Source organism: Gelidibacter sp. (assembly GCF_035577925.1).
Lineage (GTDB): Bacteria > Bacteroidota > Bacteroidia > Flavobacteriales > Flavobacteriaceae > Gelidibacter.
This window is the reverse complement of record NZ_DATJCY010000223.1, coordinates 1-17179: the sequence shown is the minus strand read 5'-3', so window position 1 is coordinate 17179 and position 17179 is coordinate 1. Positions and strand designations below refer to the sequence as shown.

Annotated in this window: 13 protein-coding genes and 1 pseudogene; 10 read left to right on the top strand and 4 right to left on the bottom strand. The window is 34.9% G+C overall.

Going from position 1 to position 17179, the window contains the following annotated elements:
• Positions 1-150: 150 nt before the first annotated feature.
• Entirely contained in the window at positions 151-1080 is a 930-nt protein-coding gene (locus VNJ50_RS09000) for an SPFH domain-containing protein (RefSeq protein ID WP_325581077.1), read from the bottom strand.
• Between the two features lie 92 nt (positions 1081-1172).
• Entirely contained in the window at positions 1173-2684 is a 1512-nt protein-coding gene (gene gltX, locus VNJ50_RS08995) for a glutamate--tRNA ligase (protein WP_325581075.1), read from the bottom strand.
• A 232-nt stretch (positions 2685-2916) separates the two neighbouring features.
• On the opposite strand from gltX, the gene VNJ50_RS08990 reads away from it, so the two are divergent.
• The 6 genes from VNJ50_RS08990 to VNJ50_RS08965 all read left to right on the top strand — a co-directional run bounded on the left by VNJ50_RS08990 (position 2917) and on the right by VNJ50_RS08965 (position 11216).
• On the top strand, positions 2917-6333 hold the full coding sequence (locus VNJ50_RS08990) for a hypothetical protein (RefSeq protein ID WP_325581073.1): 3417 nt from the start codon (positions 2917-2919) through the stop codon (positions 6331-6333).
• Complete coding sequence (gene ybeY / locus VNJ50_RS08985; RefSeq protein ID WP_325581071.1) at positions 6320-6736, top strand: rRNA maturation RNase YbeY; 417 nt, start codon at positions 6320-6322, stop codon at positions 6734-6736. The genes VNJ50_RS08990 and ybeY overlap by 14 nt, the downstream gene beginning before the upstream one ends.
• 124 nt (positions 6737-6860) lie before the next feature.
• A complete protein-coding gene (mnmG, locus tag VNJ50_RS08980) occupies positions 6861-8732 on the top strand; it encodes a tRNA uridine-5-carboxymethylaminomethyl(34) synthesis enzyme MnmG (protein WP_325581069.1) in 1872 nt (623 codons plus the stop codon).
• A 174-nt stretch (positions 8733-8906) separates the two neighbouring features.
• Positions 8907-9506, top strand: a complete 600-nt coding sequence (locus tag VNJ50_RS08975; protein ID WP_325581067.1) for a hypothetical protein — start codon at positions 8907-8909, stop codon at positions 9504-9506.
• Between the two features lie 123 nt (positions 9507-9629).
• Complete coding sequence (locus tag VNJ50_RS08970) at positions 9630-10493, top strand: class I SAM-dependent methyltransferase (RefSeq protein WP_325581065.1); 864 nt, start codon at positions 9630-9632, stop codon at positions 10491-10493.
• Between the two features lie 213 nt (positions 10494-10706).
• The gene (locus tag VNJ50_RS08965) at positions 10707-11216 is read left to right on the top strand and encodes an OmpH family outer membrane protein (protein ID WP_325581063.1); all 510 of its coding nucleotides are present in this window, start codon (positions 10707-10709) and stop codon (positions 11214-11216) included.
• A gap of 37 nt (positions 11217-11253) precedes the next feature.
• Here the strand turns inward: VNJ50_RS08965 and VNJ50_RS08960 are convergent, their stop codons facing one another.
• Positions 11254-12408, bottom strand: coding sequence for a DNA polymerase III subunit (locus tag VNJ50_RS08960; protein ID WP_325581061.1), 1155 nt, complete (start codon positions 12406-12408; stop codon positions 11254-11256).
• A gap of 120 nt (positions 12409-12528) precedes the next feature.
• Here VNJ50_RS08960 and VNJ50_RS08955 point away from each other — a divergent pair, with 120 nt between their 5' ends.
• From VNJ50_RS08955 to VNJ50_RS08945, 3 genes are all read left to right on the top strand, one after another.
• On the top strand, positions 12529-13716 hold the full coding sequence (locus tag VNJ50_RS08955) for a phosphoglycerate kinase (protein ID WP_325581059.1): 1188 nt from the start codon (positions 12529-12531) through the stop codon (positions 13714-13716).
• Positions 13717-14027: 311 nt separating this feature from the next.
• Positions 14028-15617 carry a lytic transglycosylase domain-containing protein gene (locus VNJ50_RS08950; RefSeq protein WP_325581057.1) on the top strand — a complete coding sequence of 530 codons (1590 nt, stop codon included), beginning with the start codon at positions 14028-14030 and terminating at the stop codon, positions 15615-15617.
• Positions 15618-15643: 26 nt separating this feature from the next.
• Complete coding sequence (locus VNJ50_RS08945) at positions 15644-16615, top strand: DUF4837 family protein (protein WP_325581055.1); 972 nt, start codon at positions 15644-15646, stop codon at positions 16613-16615.
• Positions 16616-16662: 47 nt separating this feature from the next.
• Here VNJ50_RS08945 and VNJ50_RS08940 read toward each other — a convergent pair whose 3' ends face one another.
• A complete protein-coding gene (locus VNJ50_RS08940) occupies positions 16663-16857 on the bottom strand; it encodes a twin-arginine translocase TatA/TatE family subunit (protein ID WP_325581053.1) in 195 nt (64 codons plus the stop codon).
• 113 nt (positions 16858-16970) lie between these two features.
• Here VNJ50_RS08940 and VNJ50_RS08935 point away from each other — a divergent pair.
• Positions 16971-17179, top strand: a pseudogene (locus VNJ50_RS08935) (M23 family peptidase); the annotation flags it as partial.

Sequence of the window (17179 nt, the reverse complement as noted above, 5' to 3'; positions counted from 1 at the left end):
GGGAGGAAGAAGACTCAATTGTGATTGGCTGTTGGTCTTCCATATAACGTTGCTTTTCATAACATTAAGATAAGAAAACTAATGCGCTTTCTAAAATAAAAAACATAAAAAAAGAGGCTGCCTTTTTAGACAGCCTCTTTTTTAAATCTTTTAGTTATTTGGATTGTCGTTCTTTTTCTTTTTCGCTTCTTTCATTGCTTCACCAATTTGGTTACTTGCGGTAAAACTGGCCACCATATTGTTCAACATATCACTTCCGGCTTGTGGGGAGTTAGGTAATAGTATCAAATTACTGTTTACGTGTTCTCCAATAGATTGAAGTGTGTCATAATGTTGCGTAACAACGATCAATGCTGATGCTTCTTGCGAGTTGATCCCAACACGGTTTAAAACATCTACAGATTCTTCCAATCCACGTGCAATTTCACGACGTTGATCGGCAATACCTTGACCTTGCAAGCGTTTACTTTCAGCTTCTGCTTTAGCGCGCTCTACAATTAAAATACGTGCGGCATCACCTTCAAATTGTGCGGCAATTTTTTCACGTTCTGAAGCATTAATGCGGTTCATCGCTGCTTTTACTTGTGCATCAGGATCAATATCGGTCACTAAAGTTTTGATGATATCATAGCCATAATCGGACATAGCATCGTTTAATTCTGTTTTTACGGCAATAGCAATATCGTCTTTTTTGACAAAAACATCATCTAATTTCATTTTAGGAACTTCGGCACGAACCACGTCAAAAACATAACTGGTGATTTGATCGTGTGCATAATCGAGTTTGTAAAATGCATCGTAAACTTTTTGTGAAATGACCTTAAATTGAACAGAAATCTTTAATCTGACGAAAACGTCATCCAAAGTTTTTGTTTCAACAATCACATCCAATTGTTGTATTTTAAGGCTCATTCTTCCGGCTATACGATCTATAATCGGAATTTTCATTTGAAGTCCGGAATGGCGGATACTTTGAAATTTTCCAAACCGTTCAATAATAGCGGCAGATTGTTGTTTCACGGTAAAAAATGCAGACAACAGTATAATTAATCCAAAAACAATAAAAGGAATAGCAAACATAAGTTGGGTTTTAAATGGTTAAAATATTGTTACTAAGTTACGTTATAAATAGTCCGAAACTTCTATTTTTTATAAAAAGTACAGTCAAAAATTTATAGTGCTTGACTTAAATTCTCGATGCGTTGCACGGTTTCCTGTTGTCCAATCATGTAAATAATTTCAAAAACATCAGGACCTTGCATAGCGCCAACCAATGCCAATCGTAGTGGTTGCATCACTTTTCCAAAGCCTATTTCTTTTTTAGAAATCCATGTTTTGATGTCTTTTTCAACGTTTTCAGCTGTAAAATCGGTGGTGTTTTTAATCACTTCTGATAATTCGCTCATTAATTCGCGGGCGTCATTCGTCATTATTTTTGCAAATGATTTTTCGTCATAAGTTTTTGGAGCTTCAAAAAAGTAAGAGGATAAATTCCAGAAATCACTAATAAAAGTGGCACGTTCTTTAATCATTCCAACTACAAGTGCGATGTAATTAACATCGATATCGTTTAATTCCGGACGACTATTTTTAAAAGATTCCGCCAGATCATCGTCATATTGCATTTGCATATATTGGTGATTGAACCATTTTATTTTGTCTGGATCAAATCGTGCGCCCGATTTGTGAACACGTTCCAAATCGAAAGCATCGGCTAATTCTTCGAGTGTAAACAGTTCTTGCTCAGTTCCGGGATTCCATCCTAAAAATGCCAAAAAGTTGATTAAAGCATCCGGAAAATAGCCTTTTTCTCTATAGCCCATCGAAATTTCGTTGGTTTCAGGATCTTTCCATTCTAAAGGAAATACAGGAAAACCTAATTTATCACCATCACGTTTGCTTAATTTTCCTTTTCCGGATGGTTTATGTAAAAGTGGTAAATGAGCAAATTGTGGTTTTTCCCATCCAAATGCATCGTATAGCTGATAATGTAAGGCTAGGGAAGGTAACCATTCTTCACCGCGGATAACATGGGTGATTTTCATTAAATGATCGTCCACAATATTGGCCAAATGATAAGTTGGCATGCCATCGCTTTTAAATAAAACCTTATCATCTAAAATATTAGTGTCGATGGTAATCGCACCTCTGACCAAATCATTGAGTTCTAAAATTTGATTTTCAGGAGATTTAAACCGGATGACATAATCTTCGCCAGCATCCAATTTGGCTTGGGTTTCTTCTTTTGAAAGTGATATTGAATTGAGCAATAACTTGCGGTTATGCCAATTGTAAATAAAGGTTTTTCCTTTAGACTCGTGATCTTTTCTATGATGGTCCAAACTCTCGGTCGTATCAAAAGCATAATAAGCATTTCCAGAATCTATCAGTCGTTGGGCATATTCTTGATACAAATGTTTGCGTTCACTTTGTCTATAAGGACCGTATTTTTCATTTTTATTTGGACCTTCATCATAAGGAATATGACACCAATTTAGTGCTTCTATAATATAGTCTTCGGCACCTTCTACATAGCGGTTTTGATCGGTATCTTCAATTCTGAGTATGAAGGTTCCTTTATGTTTTTTAGCAAATAAGTAGTTAAAAAGAGCAGTACGAACACCACCAATATGCAAAGGTCCTGTTGGACTTGGTGCAAAGCGCACACGAACGTTATCAGTCATTTTTTTAAATTTATTGTACAAAGATAGAACAGATGTGAGAACAGAGAAAAAAGAACTTGGAAAAAGACTGAAATATGCTTAATTATTAACTTTATACGCTGTTTAAGTTTGTTTTTTAAAGGTATAACTCATTTTGTTGTGGCCAATTAACACAAGCTTATTAATTTTAGCTAATGTTCCATAAAATAAAATTGTAGTTTAGTAGGTTGAATATGTGTCAGCCTAGTTTGTTATGAACAATTTTAAAGCCATACAGGTAAAACTTGAGCAATTTATCAAGCGTTATTATATAAACGACTTGATAAAAGGTTCTATTTTGTTTTTTTCCATTGGTTTATTGTATTTATTATTTACGCTTTTTATTGAACATCTGCTGTGGTTAAAACCTGTGGCACGCGCATTTTTATTTTGGATTTTTTTGATTGTCGAACTGAGTTTATTGGTTCGATTCATAGTTTGGCCACTTTCAAAATTATTCAAACTTCAAAAAGGAATCGGTTATGAAGAAGCTTCAAAACTTATAGGAAAACATTTTTCTGAAGTGAACGACAAGTTGCTTAATGTGCTTCAACTTCAAAGAAATACCGAACCTTCAGAATTATTGCTGGCAAGTATCGAACAAAAATCTTCCGAATTGCGTCCGGTGAATTTTAAATCGGCGGTCAATTTTAAGTCCAATTTTAAGTATTTGAAATATGTTGTTGTACCTGTCATTATTTTATTATTGAGTTTTGTTTCTGGTCATTTTAATTGGTTCAGTGATAGTTATGATCGGATGGTTAATTATAAAGTCGCTTTTGAACCGCCCGCACCGTTTGAGTTTTTTGTGATTAACGAACATCTTAAGGGCATAGAAAACAAAGATTTTAACCTTGTGGTCAAAACGATAGGAAATGTTGTTCCTGAGAATGCACAAATACATTATGCTGGTGAAACTTATTTTTTAAGACAAACACATCCTGGAACTTTTGAGTATGTTTTTCCATCTTTGAAAAGCGAGGTATCTTTTCAACTTTCCGCAAATCAGGTAGTTTCTAAATCTTATAAATTGGCTGTTGTTAATGTACCAACTTTAGTGAATTTGGAAATGGAATTAAAGTTTCCTTCGTATCTCAACAGAACTGATGAAATTTTAAAAAGCACCGGGAACATGACCATCCCGGAAGGCACAAAAGTAACGTGGAAGATTAAAACCATAACTACTGATAAAGTAGCGATGTATGCCCAAGATACTATTTTGTTTAATGCTAAAGGGAATGGTAACTTTGAATTTGCTAAACAGGTGTTTTCTAAATTTAATTATACCATTACGACGAGTAATAAGAATCTGAATGATTATGAAAATCTTAATTATTCAATCGATATTATAAAAGATATGACTCCTGAACTTAATATCGTAGTTCAGCGGGATTCTCTGGATCAACAATCGCTTTATTTCTACGGTCAGGTGAGTGATGATTATGGCATTAGTAAATTGCAGTTGATTTATTATCCAATTGATAACGAAGAGGATAAGATAGATATTCCGATTCCAGTTTCTACATCCAATTTTGATGAATTTATTACTTCTTTTCCAAATAATTTGGAATTAGAAGAGGGAAAATCCTATGAATTGTATTTTCAAGTGTTTGATAATGATGTACTTCATAATTTCAAAAGCGTAAAGAGTAATGTGTTTAGTTATAGAAAACTAACCAATGAGGAAGAAGAAAGTCAACAATTACAGCAACAAGGTGAAACCATCAAGAACTTAGATAATTCGGTTAAAAATTTGAAAGATCAAGAAAAGCAACTTGAGGAATTGACGCGTTCGCAAATGGAAAAGGAACAACTTACTTTTAATGATCGTAAAAAGCTTCAAAATTTTATTAAGCGCCAACAGCAGCAGGAAGAAATGATGCAGAATTTTAATCGTCAGTTGAAAGATAATTTGGAGAATTTTCAACAAGATCAGAATACTGACGATGTTATGAAAGAGCAATTGAAGGAGCGTTTAAAGGATAATGAAGCGCAACTTTTAAAGGACGAAAAATTGTTGCGCGAACTGGAAAAGCTTTATGACAAAATTGATAAAGAAGAATTGACCGACCGGTTAAAACAGATGTCATCACAAAATAAGAATAAGCAAAAAAGTTTGCAACAAATGCTGATGTTGACCAAGCGGTATTATGTTGCTAAAAAATCGGAACAACTACAACGTCAACTTGAAAAATTAGCGGACGATCAAGAACAATTATCCAAGGAAAATCCAGAATCAAATACTAGTGAGAAACAACAAAAATTGAATGAAGCGTTTGAAGATTTTCAAAACGATATGGATCAACTTCAAAAGGATAATCGTGAGTTGAGTAAACCGTTGGACATTCATCGTGATAAACTGGATGAACAAGAAATTCAAGAAGATCAGCAGAATGCTTCCGATGATTTGATGAGGAAGGAAGACGCCAAGCAAAAGCAAGATTATCAAACTGCCGATAAGAAGCATAAGGATGCTCAACAAAAACAAAAGGATGCATCGAGGAAAATGAAACAAATGAGTTCAGGTATGCAACAATCCATGATGTCCGGTGGACAAGAACAATTAAGTGAAGATGCTGCGATGTTACGTCAAATTTTGAAGAATTTATTATTGTTTTCTTTTGATCAAGAAGATTTGATGAACCAATTTAAAAGTATTGAAATCAACCATAATTTGTATGGTTCTTTTTTAAGAAAGCAAAGTAATTTGCGTGAACATTTTTCGTTTATTGATGATAGTTTATTTACGTTGTCTTTGCGACAACCGCGTCTTTCTGAAACTATTAATTCGAACATTACGGATGTGTTTTATTACATTGATAAAGCCATGGATGAACTTTCTGAAAACCTACTTTATCAGGGTGTGGCTTCACAGCAATATGTGATGACGGCTACCAATAATTTGTCAAATGTTTTAAGTGACATATTGGATAATATGGAATCTGATCTTAATTTCGGTCAGGGTGAAGGTTCAGGAAAAGGTCAAGGTCAACGAGGAAAATCTGGTGGCACACAATTGCCTGATATTATTATGAGCCAAGAGGAATTGAATAAGGAAGTGGAAGATGGTCTTAAAAAAAATGATTCGAGTAATAAACAAGACGGAAAGGGCAAGCAGGATGGTGAAGGAAAAAATGGTGAGAATGGCAACTCTCGCACTGATGAAAATGAGGGTAGTGTCGGAAGTTCTGGTTCTAATGGTGATGGGTCTTCTGAAGAAATGAATGGTGAATTATATCGTATTTATCAACAACAACAAGAATTGCGCAAGGCTTTAGAAGAACGTTTAAATCAAATGGGAATTTCTCCTGAAGGACAGCAAATCTTAAAGCAAATGGAGAACGTCGAATCTGATTTAATTAATAGTGGATTCACTAATCAAACACTCCAGCGCATGATGAATTTGCAACAACAGTTGTTGAAACTTCAAAACGCTACTTATTTACAGGAAGAGGATCAGAAACGCGAATCAAATACCAATAACAAACAATTTGATAATCTGACTAATGACCAACTGCCTAATGCCAAAAAATATTTTGATACAATTGAAATATTAAACCGACAAACTTTACCTTTGCAAAATATTTACAGAAAAAAAGTACAAGGATATTTTAGGAATGGAGACAATTAGCTTTAACTATGAAATGGATTTTCAGTTGGATAATGAAGAGCTTATGTCTCATTGGATTGCCAACACAATTGTAAGCGAAGGTTTTACGGCTGGTGAAATCAACTATATTTTTTGTGATGATGCTTATCTTCTCGATTTGAATATTGAATTTTTAAATCATGATACCCTTACTGATATCATTAGTTTTGATTACACTTTGGGAAAATTAATCAATGGTGATGTTTATATTTCTATTGAGAGAGTTCGAGAGAATGCCAACGATTTTGGGGTTAGTTTTGCTAATGAACTTCATCGCGTTATGATTCATGGTATTCTTCATTATTGCGGTTATAAGGATAAAACTGTAGATGAAATTACCGAAATGCGCTCGAAAGAAAATTACTACATCTCAAAATTAGATTAGATTTTATTTCTTTGACGAAATTCTTTTTCTTTATAGAATTTCAGTCGATTATTTTGAATTAAATTATAAGACATTACGGTCTTTGTTCCACGTGGAACACTTCAACAATTTTAAAAAACAAACCATGTTTGATAATGTATATGATGTTATTGTGGTCGGTGGCGGTCACGCTGGAAGTGAAGCGGCGGCTGCGGCTGCCAATATGGGTTGCTCAACTTTATTGGTGACTATGAATTTACAAAACATCGCTCAAATGTCGTGTAATCCTGCAATGGGCGGGATCGCCAAAGGGCAAATTTTGCGTGAAATTGATGCCTTAGGTGGTTATAGCGGTATTGTTAGTGATACGTCCGCTATTCAATTTAAAATGCTTAATAAGTCTAAAGGACCAGCTATGTGGAGTCCGCGAGTGCAAAGTGACCGTATGCGATTTGCTGAAGATTGGCGGTTAATGTTGGAGCGTACACCTAATGTGGATTTCTATCAAGAGATGATTTCCGGATTGATTGTCGAAAATCATAAGGTTACAGGGGTAAAAACTTCGCTTGGATTGGAAATTAAGGGAAGGACTGTTATTCTTACTAACGGTACTTTTTTGAACGGTTTGATCCATATTGGTGATAAAAATTTTGGTGGGGGACGTGCTGGTGAAAAATCAGCAACGGGTATTACGGAACAACTTGTTGAATTGGGTTTTGAATCCGGAAGAATGAAAACAGGAACGCCTCCGCGAGTGGATGGAAGATCGTTGGATTATTCAAAAATGATCGTACAACCAGGAGATGAAATACCTGAAAAGTTTTCTTATTCTAACGTCACGAAACCTTTGACACATCAAAAAGATTGCCATATGAGCTTTACAAGTCCGTTGGTTCATGATTTGTTACGTGAAGGATTTGATCGTTCTCCGATGTTTAATGGACGGATTAAAAGTACTGGTCCGCGTTATTGTCCGTCTATTGAAGATAAAATTAACCGTTTTGCTTCTAAAGAAAGGCATCAAATTTTCGTTGAACCCGAAGGGTGGAATACGGTGGAGGTTTATGTGAACGGTTTTTCAACATCCTTACCTGAAGATGTCCAGTTTAAAGCCTTACGATCCGTGGTCGGTTTTGAACATGTTAAATTTTTTAGACCGGGTTATGCTATCGAATATGATTATTTTCCGCCAACGCAATTGAAGCATACTTTGGAAACCAAGTTGGTTGAAGGTTTGTATTTTGCTGGGCAGATTAACGGAACTACAGGGTATGAGGAAGCGGCTTCGCAAGGATTGATGGCTGGTATTAATGCTGCGTTGCGCGTTCAAGAACGCGAAGAGTTTACTTTACGTCGTAATGAAGCATATATTGGTGTTTTGATTGATGATTTAATTACCAAGGGGACTGAAGAGCCTTATCGAATGTTTACGTCGCGTGCAGAGTATCGTACGTTGTTAAGACAAGATAATGCTGATTTGCGATTGACGCCAAAGGGTTATGAACTTGGTTTAGCTAGTGAGGACCGTTTAAGGCGCATGGAAGAAAAGCATTCAAAAGCTGAAGCCTTTGTCGAATTTTTTAAGAAGACCAGTGTGGAGGCAGAGGATATTAATCCTATTTTGGAAGCTCATGATTCTGCATTAGTGAATCAATCTGGTAAATTATTTAAGATTTTTGCGCGTCCAAATATCTCTATGGACGATATGCGTAAGATTGAATCGATTGAAAATTATATTTTAGAACACGATTTGGATAAGGAGATTATTGAACAAACCGAAATTCAAGTTAAATATTCAGGATATATTGATAAAGAAAAGAACAATGCTGATAAGCTGAATCGTTTAGAAGATTTAAGAATTCCTGCCAATTTTGATTATTCTAAATTAAAATCGATGAGTATTGAAGCTAGACAAAAATTGGAAAAAATCCGTCCGATTACCATTTCACAGGCGTCTCGAATTAGTGGGGTTTCACCAAGTGATGTGTCAGTTTTATTGGTTTATATGGGAAGATAGTTTTGAATTTTTCAGATATGTTCCACGTGGAACGGTGAGAACTTGAATGTTTATAGCTTGTGTTATCTAGCCCGAGCATAGTTATGTGAATTATTGAAAAATAATAAGTCAAAATTAAACCGAATATCATGATATTCGGTTAATCAAGTATTATGAAAGGTTAGCATATTTTGAATGAAACATTTAAAACAGAAAATAAGAAATGATAAAAGGGAGTTTCGTATTGTTGAAGACGGAGTGATTGTTGATATAAATGACGTTGGTAATATTCAAAACTATAAAGTGAATTTTCATGACATAGGAAAAGATGAATATATCAATTTAAAAGCCGCTCATCCTTTGGCATGGTTATTTGTTTTATCTGGAGTTTTAAATATTATTTTGGTAACTACTGTTTTGACAGAATTTTTTCAAACATCCTTTGAGCAAGGAAAATGGATTTTTGTAGGTGCTTTTATGGTATTTGTAATTATTATAGCATCATTAAAAGAACATTTTCAGAAAGTGAGCATGAAGAATTTGGCTTCAAACAAACCTTTAAGTTTTATCTATACAAAAAAATACCAATCCGAAGTTGATGCCTTTATTGGTGAAATTCATAGCGAACAGAGAAATTTTTATAAGAATATGTATTATAGAATTGATCCGATTCTTCCTTTTGAAACCCAAAAAAATAGAGTTTTATGGCTTTATGAAAACAATCATATAAACGAAAATCAGTATAAAACGATTTTAAAAGAACTTGAAAATAAAAGAATAATTGATGGAGAATAAAATTGTTATCAATTGTCTTTTAAAATTAATAACTTGTTATTCCGATTTTTAAAAATGATATTTGCGTCGCGCTATTTCTTAATTTCACGCTTCATAATCTAGCCTAAAACTTGTCATTCCATCGTGTCAAATTCAACTTCAATACATAATTTAAAGGTTAAAGATCATTCTGTTTCCAAAGAAAATTTTGAATTGCGCTTCAATACCCAACTAGAATTACTGGAAACTTTTCCGCAGCCATCACCGGAAAAATTGTCTGAATATTATAAAAGTGAAGATTATATCTCGCATACGGATGCTAAACGCAATGTCTTCGAAAAACTATATCATGCCGTTAAAGTTGTTGCTTTAAAAAGAAAGATCAAACTTATCAATAACGTTTCGTCCAATGGAAAAACTCTTCTTGATATTGGATGTGGCACTGGCGATTTTTTGCAAGTTGCTCATAGTTCAGGATGGCAAATTTCAGGAATTGAACCCAATGAACAGGCGAGGGATTTAGCTAATAAAAAAGTTGATAATGTCGTTTTTGACACCGAGCAACTTTCAAAATTTGAATCCTATAGTTTTGATGTCATTACACTTTGGCATGTATTGGAACATTTACCAAATGTTGAAGAACATTTTTCGATTTTCAAAAAACTGCTAAAACCTAATGGTGTTCTTATCATTGCGGTACCAAATTATAAAAGTTATGATGCGCAATTGTATAAAGAATTTTGGGCGGCTTATGATGTGCCAAGACATCTTTGGCATTTTAGCCAAGCGTCTATAAAACGATTGGGCGAAAAAATAAAAATGGATGTGGTGAAAATTGTCCCAATGACGTTTGATGCGTTTTATGTAAGTTTACTTTCTGAAAAGTACAAATCGGGAAAAATGAATTTTGTTAAAGGATTTTGGAATGGTTGGCGGTCCAATTGGAAAGCAAGACGTTCTGGTGAGTATTCGTCCTTGATTTATGTCTTAAAGAACAAAAATACGTGATTTTAGAGCTTTTAAGGCGATTTCTTATTGCCTGAAAGGAAATCACATTACGATTTTATGAAGTCTTCTTAAAAACGGCTCGCATGCCCTTATTTATGATAGAATAAATTTATTGATATTAATTACAGTATAGATTTAAACTATATTATTTATTTTCATAAAAATATCTCTTACTTTACTACATTTGCAGCAAAATTTTAATAACTCTTAAAAATGAAAAAAGGTTTTATCGCTCTATTGACTTTGGTAATGTTGTCCTCATGTCAGGAGCAAGCAAAAATTGGATTTGTTGATAACAGCAAATTGATTAACGATTACCAAAAGAAAAAAGATATTGAAGCCCAATTTCAAGTTGAAATCGATGCTTTTGGCAGAAGAGTGGACAGTATAGGACAATCTTTTCAAGCGCGTGCTGCACAATTGCAAGAAAAAGATCCCCAAATGGCTCAAAAAAGTACACAAGAGCAATACCAAGCTTTAGCGCAGCAATACCAAAATTTTCAACAACAATCTCAAATGGAAGAGCAGCAAATCCAAAAGAGAGGACAAACCGAAATTGATACATTGATCAAAACCGTAAGAGCTTTTGTGAAAGATTATGGCGAAAAAAACGGGTATTCTTTTATTTTGGGAAGTAACGAGGCCGGAAGTGTGATGTATGGCAAAGAAAGTCAAGATTTAACCAAACAAATTTTAGAAGCGCTTAACGCTGATAAAAAGTAAAATTGTTTTAAAAATAAGTCATAAAAAAAGCCAGTTTTTAGCTGGCTTTTTTGTGTAATAAACGGGTTAGTTTTATGGATAAATCGGTGAGGATAATCTTAGAATTCCCGTTGCGTTCTATATGATATATAGCATCTTGCAGTTCTTGGCTAATATCAAGAATATTACCTTCATGGATAAACGGCGCAAAATTTTCAAGCTTAAAATTTTTGGTTTTTGGTTCTAAATAAACCAGTTGATTGGCCTTATAATTCATCAAAAGTGCTTGCCTGAAAAAGTCAATGCAAAACTGTAGAAATTGTTTTTGTGTTTCCCTACCGGTTTTTGAAATTTCATCGCTCCAACTAATTAAATCATGGATAGCGCTTTTATTTCCTTTGGCCTTAAAGGCGCTTCTTACCCAAAATACAAACCATTCTTCAAATTGGATATCTTCTGAATCGTGATAGACTAAATCACAGGCTTTATTAAAATTACCATTGGATTGAATAGCGATTTTTGTTGCAGTGGCTTCATCCAATTCATACTTTTTTTGAAGTGCTTCTTTAATCACATTATCTGCTAATGGCGGAAAATTCAAAACTTGGCAACGGGAACGGATGGTGCTAAGTATTTGTCCAGCATCTTCTGCAATCAATATAAACACTGTTTTTGAAGGCGGTTCTTCAATCAGTTTTAATAGTTTGTTCGCGGCAGAAGCATTCATTTTTTCAGCCATCCAGATCACCATAATTTTATACCCACCTTCGTACGATTTTAAAGACAGTGCTTTTACGATATTCATCGCTTCGTCCACACCCATTTGCCCTTGTTTGTTCTCAATTCCTAAGAGGCGGTACCAGTCAAACAGATTGCCGTACGGTTGCTCTTTGATAAGTTGTCGCCACTCGGCCATAAAATAGCTGGATACAGGATTTTTTTTCACTTTGTCTGTAATGGCTACAGGAAAAGCAAAATGAAGATCGGGATGTGAGAGATTTTCAAATTTTAGATTGCAGCTTTCATTGCCATTTGTGTTTTCCGAATTTTTATTGCCACAAAGCAGGTATTGAGCATAGGCAATAGCCATGGCAAGTGTACCAGAACCTTCGGGACCTACAAACAATTGTGCATGAGGAATGCGCCCGTTATCAGCACTTTGGGTAAGGTGGTTTTTAAGATGTTCTTGACCTAATATTTCACTGAATTGCATGTCGCAAAACTATGTATTTTTTTTCATAAACGTTGGTAAATTTCAATTCCTCAAAGAATGCATTTATAATCATTTTGTAATTAGTTACATTTGTTTCTATTTTATAAAACACAAATATTAATGAAAACCCTAAGAGATTTCAATTTTAAAGATAAAAAAGCACTGATAAGAGTTGATTTTAACGTGCCTTTGGATGAACATTTTAATGTTACTGACGACACTAGGATCGCAGCTGCAAAACCAACCATAACTAAAATATTGGATGATGGTGGGAGTTGTATTTTAATGTCTCATTTAGGCCGACCGAAAGGTGTACAAAAAGAATTTTCATTAGAACATATTAAAGCAAAAGTAGAAGAGATTATTGGTGTGGATACGATTTTTGCTTCAGATTGTATTGGTGAAGAAGCTCAGACATTGGCGGATAACTTAAAACCGGGACAAATATTATTACTCGAAAACTTAAGATTTTATAAAGAAGAAGAAGCTGGTGATAAAGATTTTTCTGAAAAATTAGCCAAACTTGGCGATGTTTATGTCAATGATGCTTTTGGTACCGCACATCGGGCGCATGCTTCAACAGCGGTTATTGCACAGTTTTTTAAAGACAAGAAATTTTTTGGACACTTGTTGGAGCAAGAAATCGAAAGCATCAAAAAAGTCATGGAAAATGGTGAAAAGCCAGTTTTAGCTATTCTTGGTGGTGCTAAAGTGTCCTCAAAAATCACCATTATCGAAAACATTTTAGATAAAGTGGACCATTTGATTATTGGCGGCGGGATGACATTTACATTTGTCAAAGCACAAGGTGGACATATTGGCGATTCTATTTGTGAAGACGATAAAATGGAATTGGCACTTCAGATTTTAGACAAGGCACGTGCCAAAAATGTCAAAGTACATCTTCCGGTTGATGTTGTTGCTGCCGATGCATTTAGTAATGAGGCCGATACCCAAATTGTTGATGTAGCACATATTCCTGATGGATGGCAAGGATTGGATGCAGGACCCCAATCTATTAAAAATTTTGATGCTGTGGTGCAACAGTGTAAAACCATTTTATGGAACGGACCTTTGGGTGTTTTTGAAATGGAAAACTTTGCCAAAGGAACTATTGCCTTAGGAAATTCTATTGCTGAAGCTACAAAAAATGGTGCGTTTTCGCTTGTAGGCGGTGGCGACTCTGTAGCGGCAGTTAAGGAATTTGGGTTTGAAGATAAAGTAAGTTATGTAAGTACAGGTGGCGGTGCCATGTTGGAAAGCTTGGAAGGAAAAATTTTGCCGGGCATTGCCGCCATCTTAGAATAGTCCAGTTTTCTTGGTACAGGACAAAAATTATATTTGATCGATTTTCCTTGATTTTATACTCCTGCCCAAAAGGGTGAATCAAGGAAAATCGGGCGCCCTTTAGTCCCGATAGCCATCGGGAGAGGCAAAACCGATTTTGGCGTGTACCAAACCAAATTTTAAGAGATTTTTTTAAGTAAAACTTAGATAAAATGTATGATTTTAACCCTTAAGGGCATTTAAGGCTGTTAAAACAATTGCTTTATAATATCATTTTAGATATTATTGTACGATTTTATCGAACAATTCGTTGAATTATAAAAACCTTATTAATGAACCAAAAGATTATATCCCTAACTTTTGGTGCTTTATGCGTATGGGGCTTTAGTTTTTCGCAAGTTAAACCTTCCAAAAAGACCATTAGTAAAGCATCAGAAAATGCCGCTTTAATACCGTTGGATTCCATTAGTGATGGAACGAAATTGTTCATTACGGACTTTGGAATTATTGGCGATTCAATTTCTAAAATCAAAATCGAAGATTTTCATATGGCTTCAGAGTTTGATAAAAAATGGATGGAAGAGTTGTACAGCAATGAGTTGTTTGACACCATTTATCAATCAGTTGCTGATTTAAAATACGACGATGTTGATTATCCAGAGTTGCCTACAGATACGTTAAAAGCGCGCCTTAAAGCGCTAAACGCACGAACGCCTTTTAATATTGAGTATAATGTATCGCTGGAAAATGTTATTAAATCGTACCTCAAAAACCGACGCAATACTTTAGAACGGTTAATGTCCTTGAGCCATTACTATTTCCCAATGTTTGAAAAGGAATTGGACAATTACAATTTGCCGTTGGAAATCAAATATTTGGCTATCGTAGAATCGGCGTTAAAACCTAGAGCCAAATCGCGTGTTGGCGCTACCGGTTTATGGCAATTTATGTTTGCTACCGGAAAACAGTATGGTCTTAACGTGAGCAGTTATGTTGACGAGCGTAGTGATCCTTTAAAATCGACCGAAGCTGCAAGTAAATATTTATCAAAACTTTACGAGATTTTTGGCGATTGGGATTTGGCATTGGCCTCCTATAATTGTGGTCCGGGCAATGTTAATAAAGCGATTAGACGATCGGGAGGTTATGAGAATTATTGGAATATCCGTCCGCATTTACCAAGAGAAACGGCAGGCTATTTACCTGCTTTTCTGGCTACGATGTATATTTTTGAATATGCCGAAGAACACGGATTTAAAAAATACAGACCCGATTTTAGGTATATTGATACCGATACGATCCACGTGAAACAAATGATCAGCCTTGATCAGGTTTCTGAACTTTTGGAACTTCCTATGGAAGAGCTTCAATTTCTTAATCCGGCGTATAAGTTAGATATTATACCTTTTATTGAAGGATCAAATTATACATTGCGATTACCGCGTCATGCCATCGGTAAATTTGTGGCTAATGAAAAAAGTATTTATGAGTTTGTTTCCAATGAGTTTAATAAGCGTGAAAAACCGATGCCACAATTGTTTGAAGCCGAGACAAAAACGACGTATAGAGTGGTTTCTGGTGATAATTTAGGTAAAATAGCACGGCAGTATAATGTTCGGGTTTCGCAGTTAAAACAATGGAATGGTTTGAGAAGTAATGATTTGAAAATTGGTCAACGGCTTACAATTTATCGAACGCAACCCAATACATCGTCCACAAAAACGGCATCCAATACAGTTGTAAAACCTAGTAATACAGCGAGCTCATCGAGCGATGTTAAAACCTATAAAGTAAAGGCAGGAGACTCTTTATGGAGTATTTCAAATAAATTTCCAGGAGTTTCTATTCAAAATATTAAAGATTGGAACGGTATTAGTGGTACTAAGTTAAATGTAGGAACAACACTTAAAGTTTCGCGTTAATCGACATAAATTAAAAACTCAATACCATGAAAAACATTTACGCTATTGCTCTTTCTTTATTAGTTTTAACATCTTGTAACAATAACAAGGATCAACGTATCCTCACAGCCTCTTCTGGAAATATTAATACGCTCTTGGTTGTTGTAGATAACCTGTTATGGGACGATAGTGTAGGAGAGACCATAAGAAACGTTTTTACAGCACCTGTACCGGCACTTACTCAAGAAGAACCTTTGTTTTCACTTAGCCAAATGCCGTCATCAGTATTTGATGGGTTTGCCACCAAAAACAGAATTATCCTTAAAATTGAGAAAGGCGGTGAAGCTGGTATGAGCATCCTGCACGAAGTTTATGCAAGACCACAAACTGTTGTGGTTGTTTCTGGAAAAACAGATCAAGAAATCAATGATTTGTTGGAGGCTCATGGCGAAGAGATTATTGCTGCTTTTAAAGCCGAAGAATTGAAGGAAAACCAACGACGTATACAAATCTCATTAATGGATGATACTCCATTGCAAAAAGCATTGGGCGTTAAATTAAATTTTCAAACCGCATATCGTTATGCAAAACAAGATAAAGATTTTTTTTGGATCAGGAAAGATATCCCAACGGGCACCATGGATCTCATGGTTTATGAAGTACCTCTAGATTATATCAGAAATGGAGATAGCACCATTTTAGATATTATAAGAATGCGAGATTCTATTGGCGAAGTGCATATTCCCGGACCAGTTGAAGGCTCTTATTTGATTACAGATGGCGCTTATACACCTTATCTGCATGAAACAACGATTGACGGTAGACCAGCTTATGAAACCAAAGGTATATGGGACGTTAAGAATGCATTTATGGCAGGGCCATTTATAAATTATGCTATTGAAGACAAGCCAAATAACAGGTACGTGGTAATTGAAGGTTATGTTTTTGCTCCTTCGGTAGAGAAGCGCAACAATATTTTTGAATTGGAATCGATTATCAAATCCATAAAGATCTTATAAAAAAAGAGCCAACTTAATTGTTGGCTTCTTTTTTTTATAGGATAAAATTACTCGTTTTTATTGGTAGATGTTTTCTTTTCATCACCATCCTCTTTACTGGCATCTTTAAATTCTTTGATGCCACTTCCCAAACCTCTCATTAGTTCAGGGATTTTCTTTCCTCCAAAGAGCAGTAATATAGCCAGCACGATCAGAATTATTTGTGTCGGTCCAATTGCTAAAAAAATACTTGATGCTATCATAACATATAATTTGAACAGCAAATTTAATAATTAAACTTCAAATTAAACGTTAAAAACAAACTTTAGATAAAAGACTTATAAGATTGCCTTAATTTTAATTAATTTTGTTTGGCATGATACCTAAAAAGAAAGAGAAGAAATTCGCAAAAAAAATGCTTCATAAGTACCGTTTGGTGATACTTAATGAAGATACCTTTGAAGAACGATTTGCCATTAAACTCACACGTTTAAACGTGTTTGTTATCGTATCCTTGTCCAGCATACTGATGGTTGCGGGCACAATTTTTTTAATTGCTTTTACACCTTTAAGAGAGTTTATTCC

Excerpts from the sequence above, each read along its gene's own strand:
- VNJ50_RS08975 (WP_325581067.1), top strand. The coding sequence starts at position 8,907 with ATGAAACATTTAAAACAGAAAATAAGAAATGATAAAAGGGAGTTTCGT.
- VNJ50_RS08950 (WP_325581057.1), top strand. The coding sequence starts at position 14,028 with ATGAACCAAAAGATTATATCCCTAACTTTTGGTGCTTTATGCGTATGG.
- VNJ50_RS08955 (WP_325581059.1), top strand. The coding sequence starts at position 12,529 with ATGAAAACCCTAAGAGATTTCAATTTTAAAGATAAAAAAGCACTGATA.
- ybeY (WP_325581071.1), top strand. The coding sequence starts at position 6,320 with ATGGAGACAATTAGCTTTAACTATGAAATGGATTTTCAGTTGGATAAT.
- VNJ50_RS08990 (WP_325581073.1), top strand. The coding sequence starts at position 2,917 with ATGAACAATTTTAAAGCCATACAGGTAAAACTTGAGCAATTTATCAAG.
- mnmG (WP_325581069.1), top strand. The coding sequence starts at position 6,861 with ATGTTTGATAATGTATATGATGTTATTGTGGTCGGTGGCGGTCACGCT.
- VNJ50_RS08940 (WP_325581053.1), bottom strand. The coding sequence starts at position 16,857 with ATGATAGCATCAAGTATTTTTTTAGCAATTGGACCGACACAAATAATT.
- VNJ50_RS08965 (WP_325581063.1), top strand. The coding sequence starts at position 10,707 with ATGAAAAAAGGTTTTATCGCTCTATTGACTTTGGTAATGTTGTCCTCA.
- gltX (WP_325581075.1), bottom strand. The coding sequence starts at position 2,684 with ATGACTGATAACGTTCGTGTGCGCTTTGCACCAAGTCCAACAGGACCT.
- VNJ50_RS08960 (WP_325581061.1), bottom strand. The coding sequence starts at position 12,408 with ATGCAATTCAGTGAAATATTAGGTCAAGAACATCTTAAAAACCACCTT.
- VNJ50_RS09000 (WP_325581077.1), bottom strand. The coding sequence starts at position 1,080 with ATGTTTGCTATTCCTTTTATTGTTTTTGGATTAATTATACTGTTGTCT.
- VNJ50_RS08945 (WP_325581055.1), top strand. The coding sequence starts at position 15,644 with ATGAAAAACATTTACGCTATTGCTCTTTCTTTATTAGTTTTAACATCT.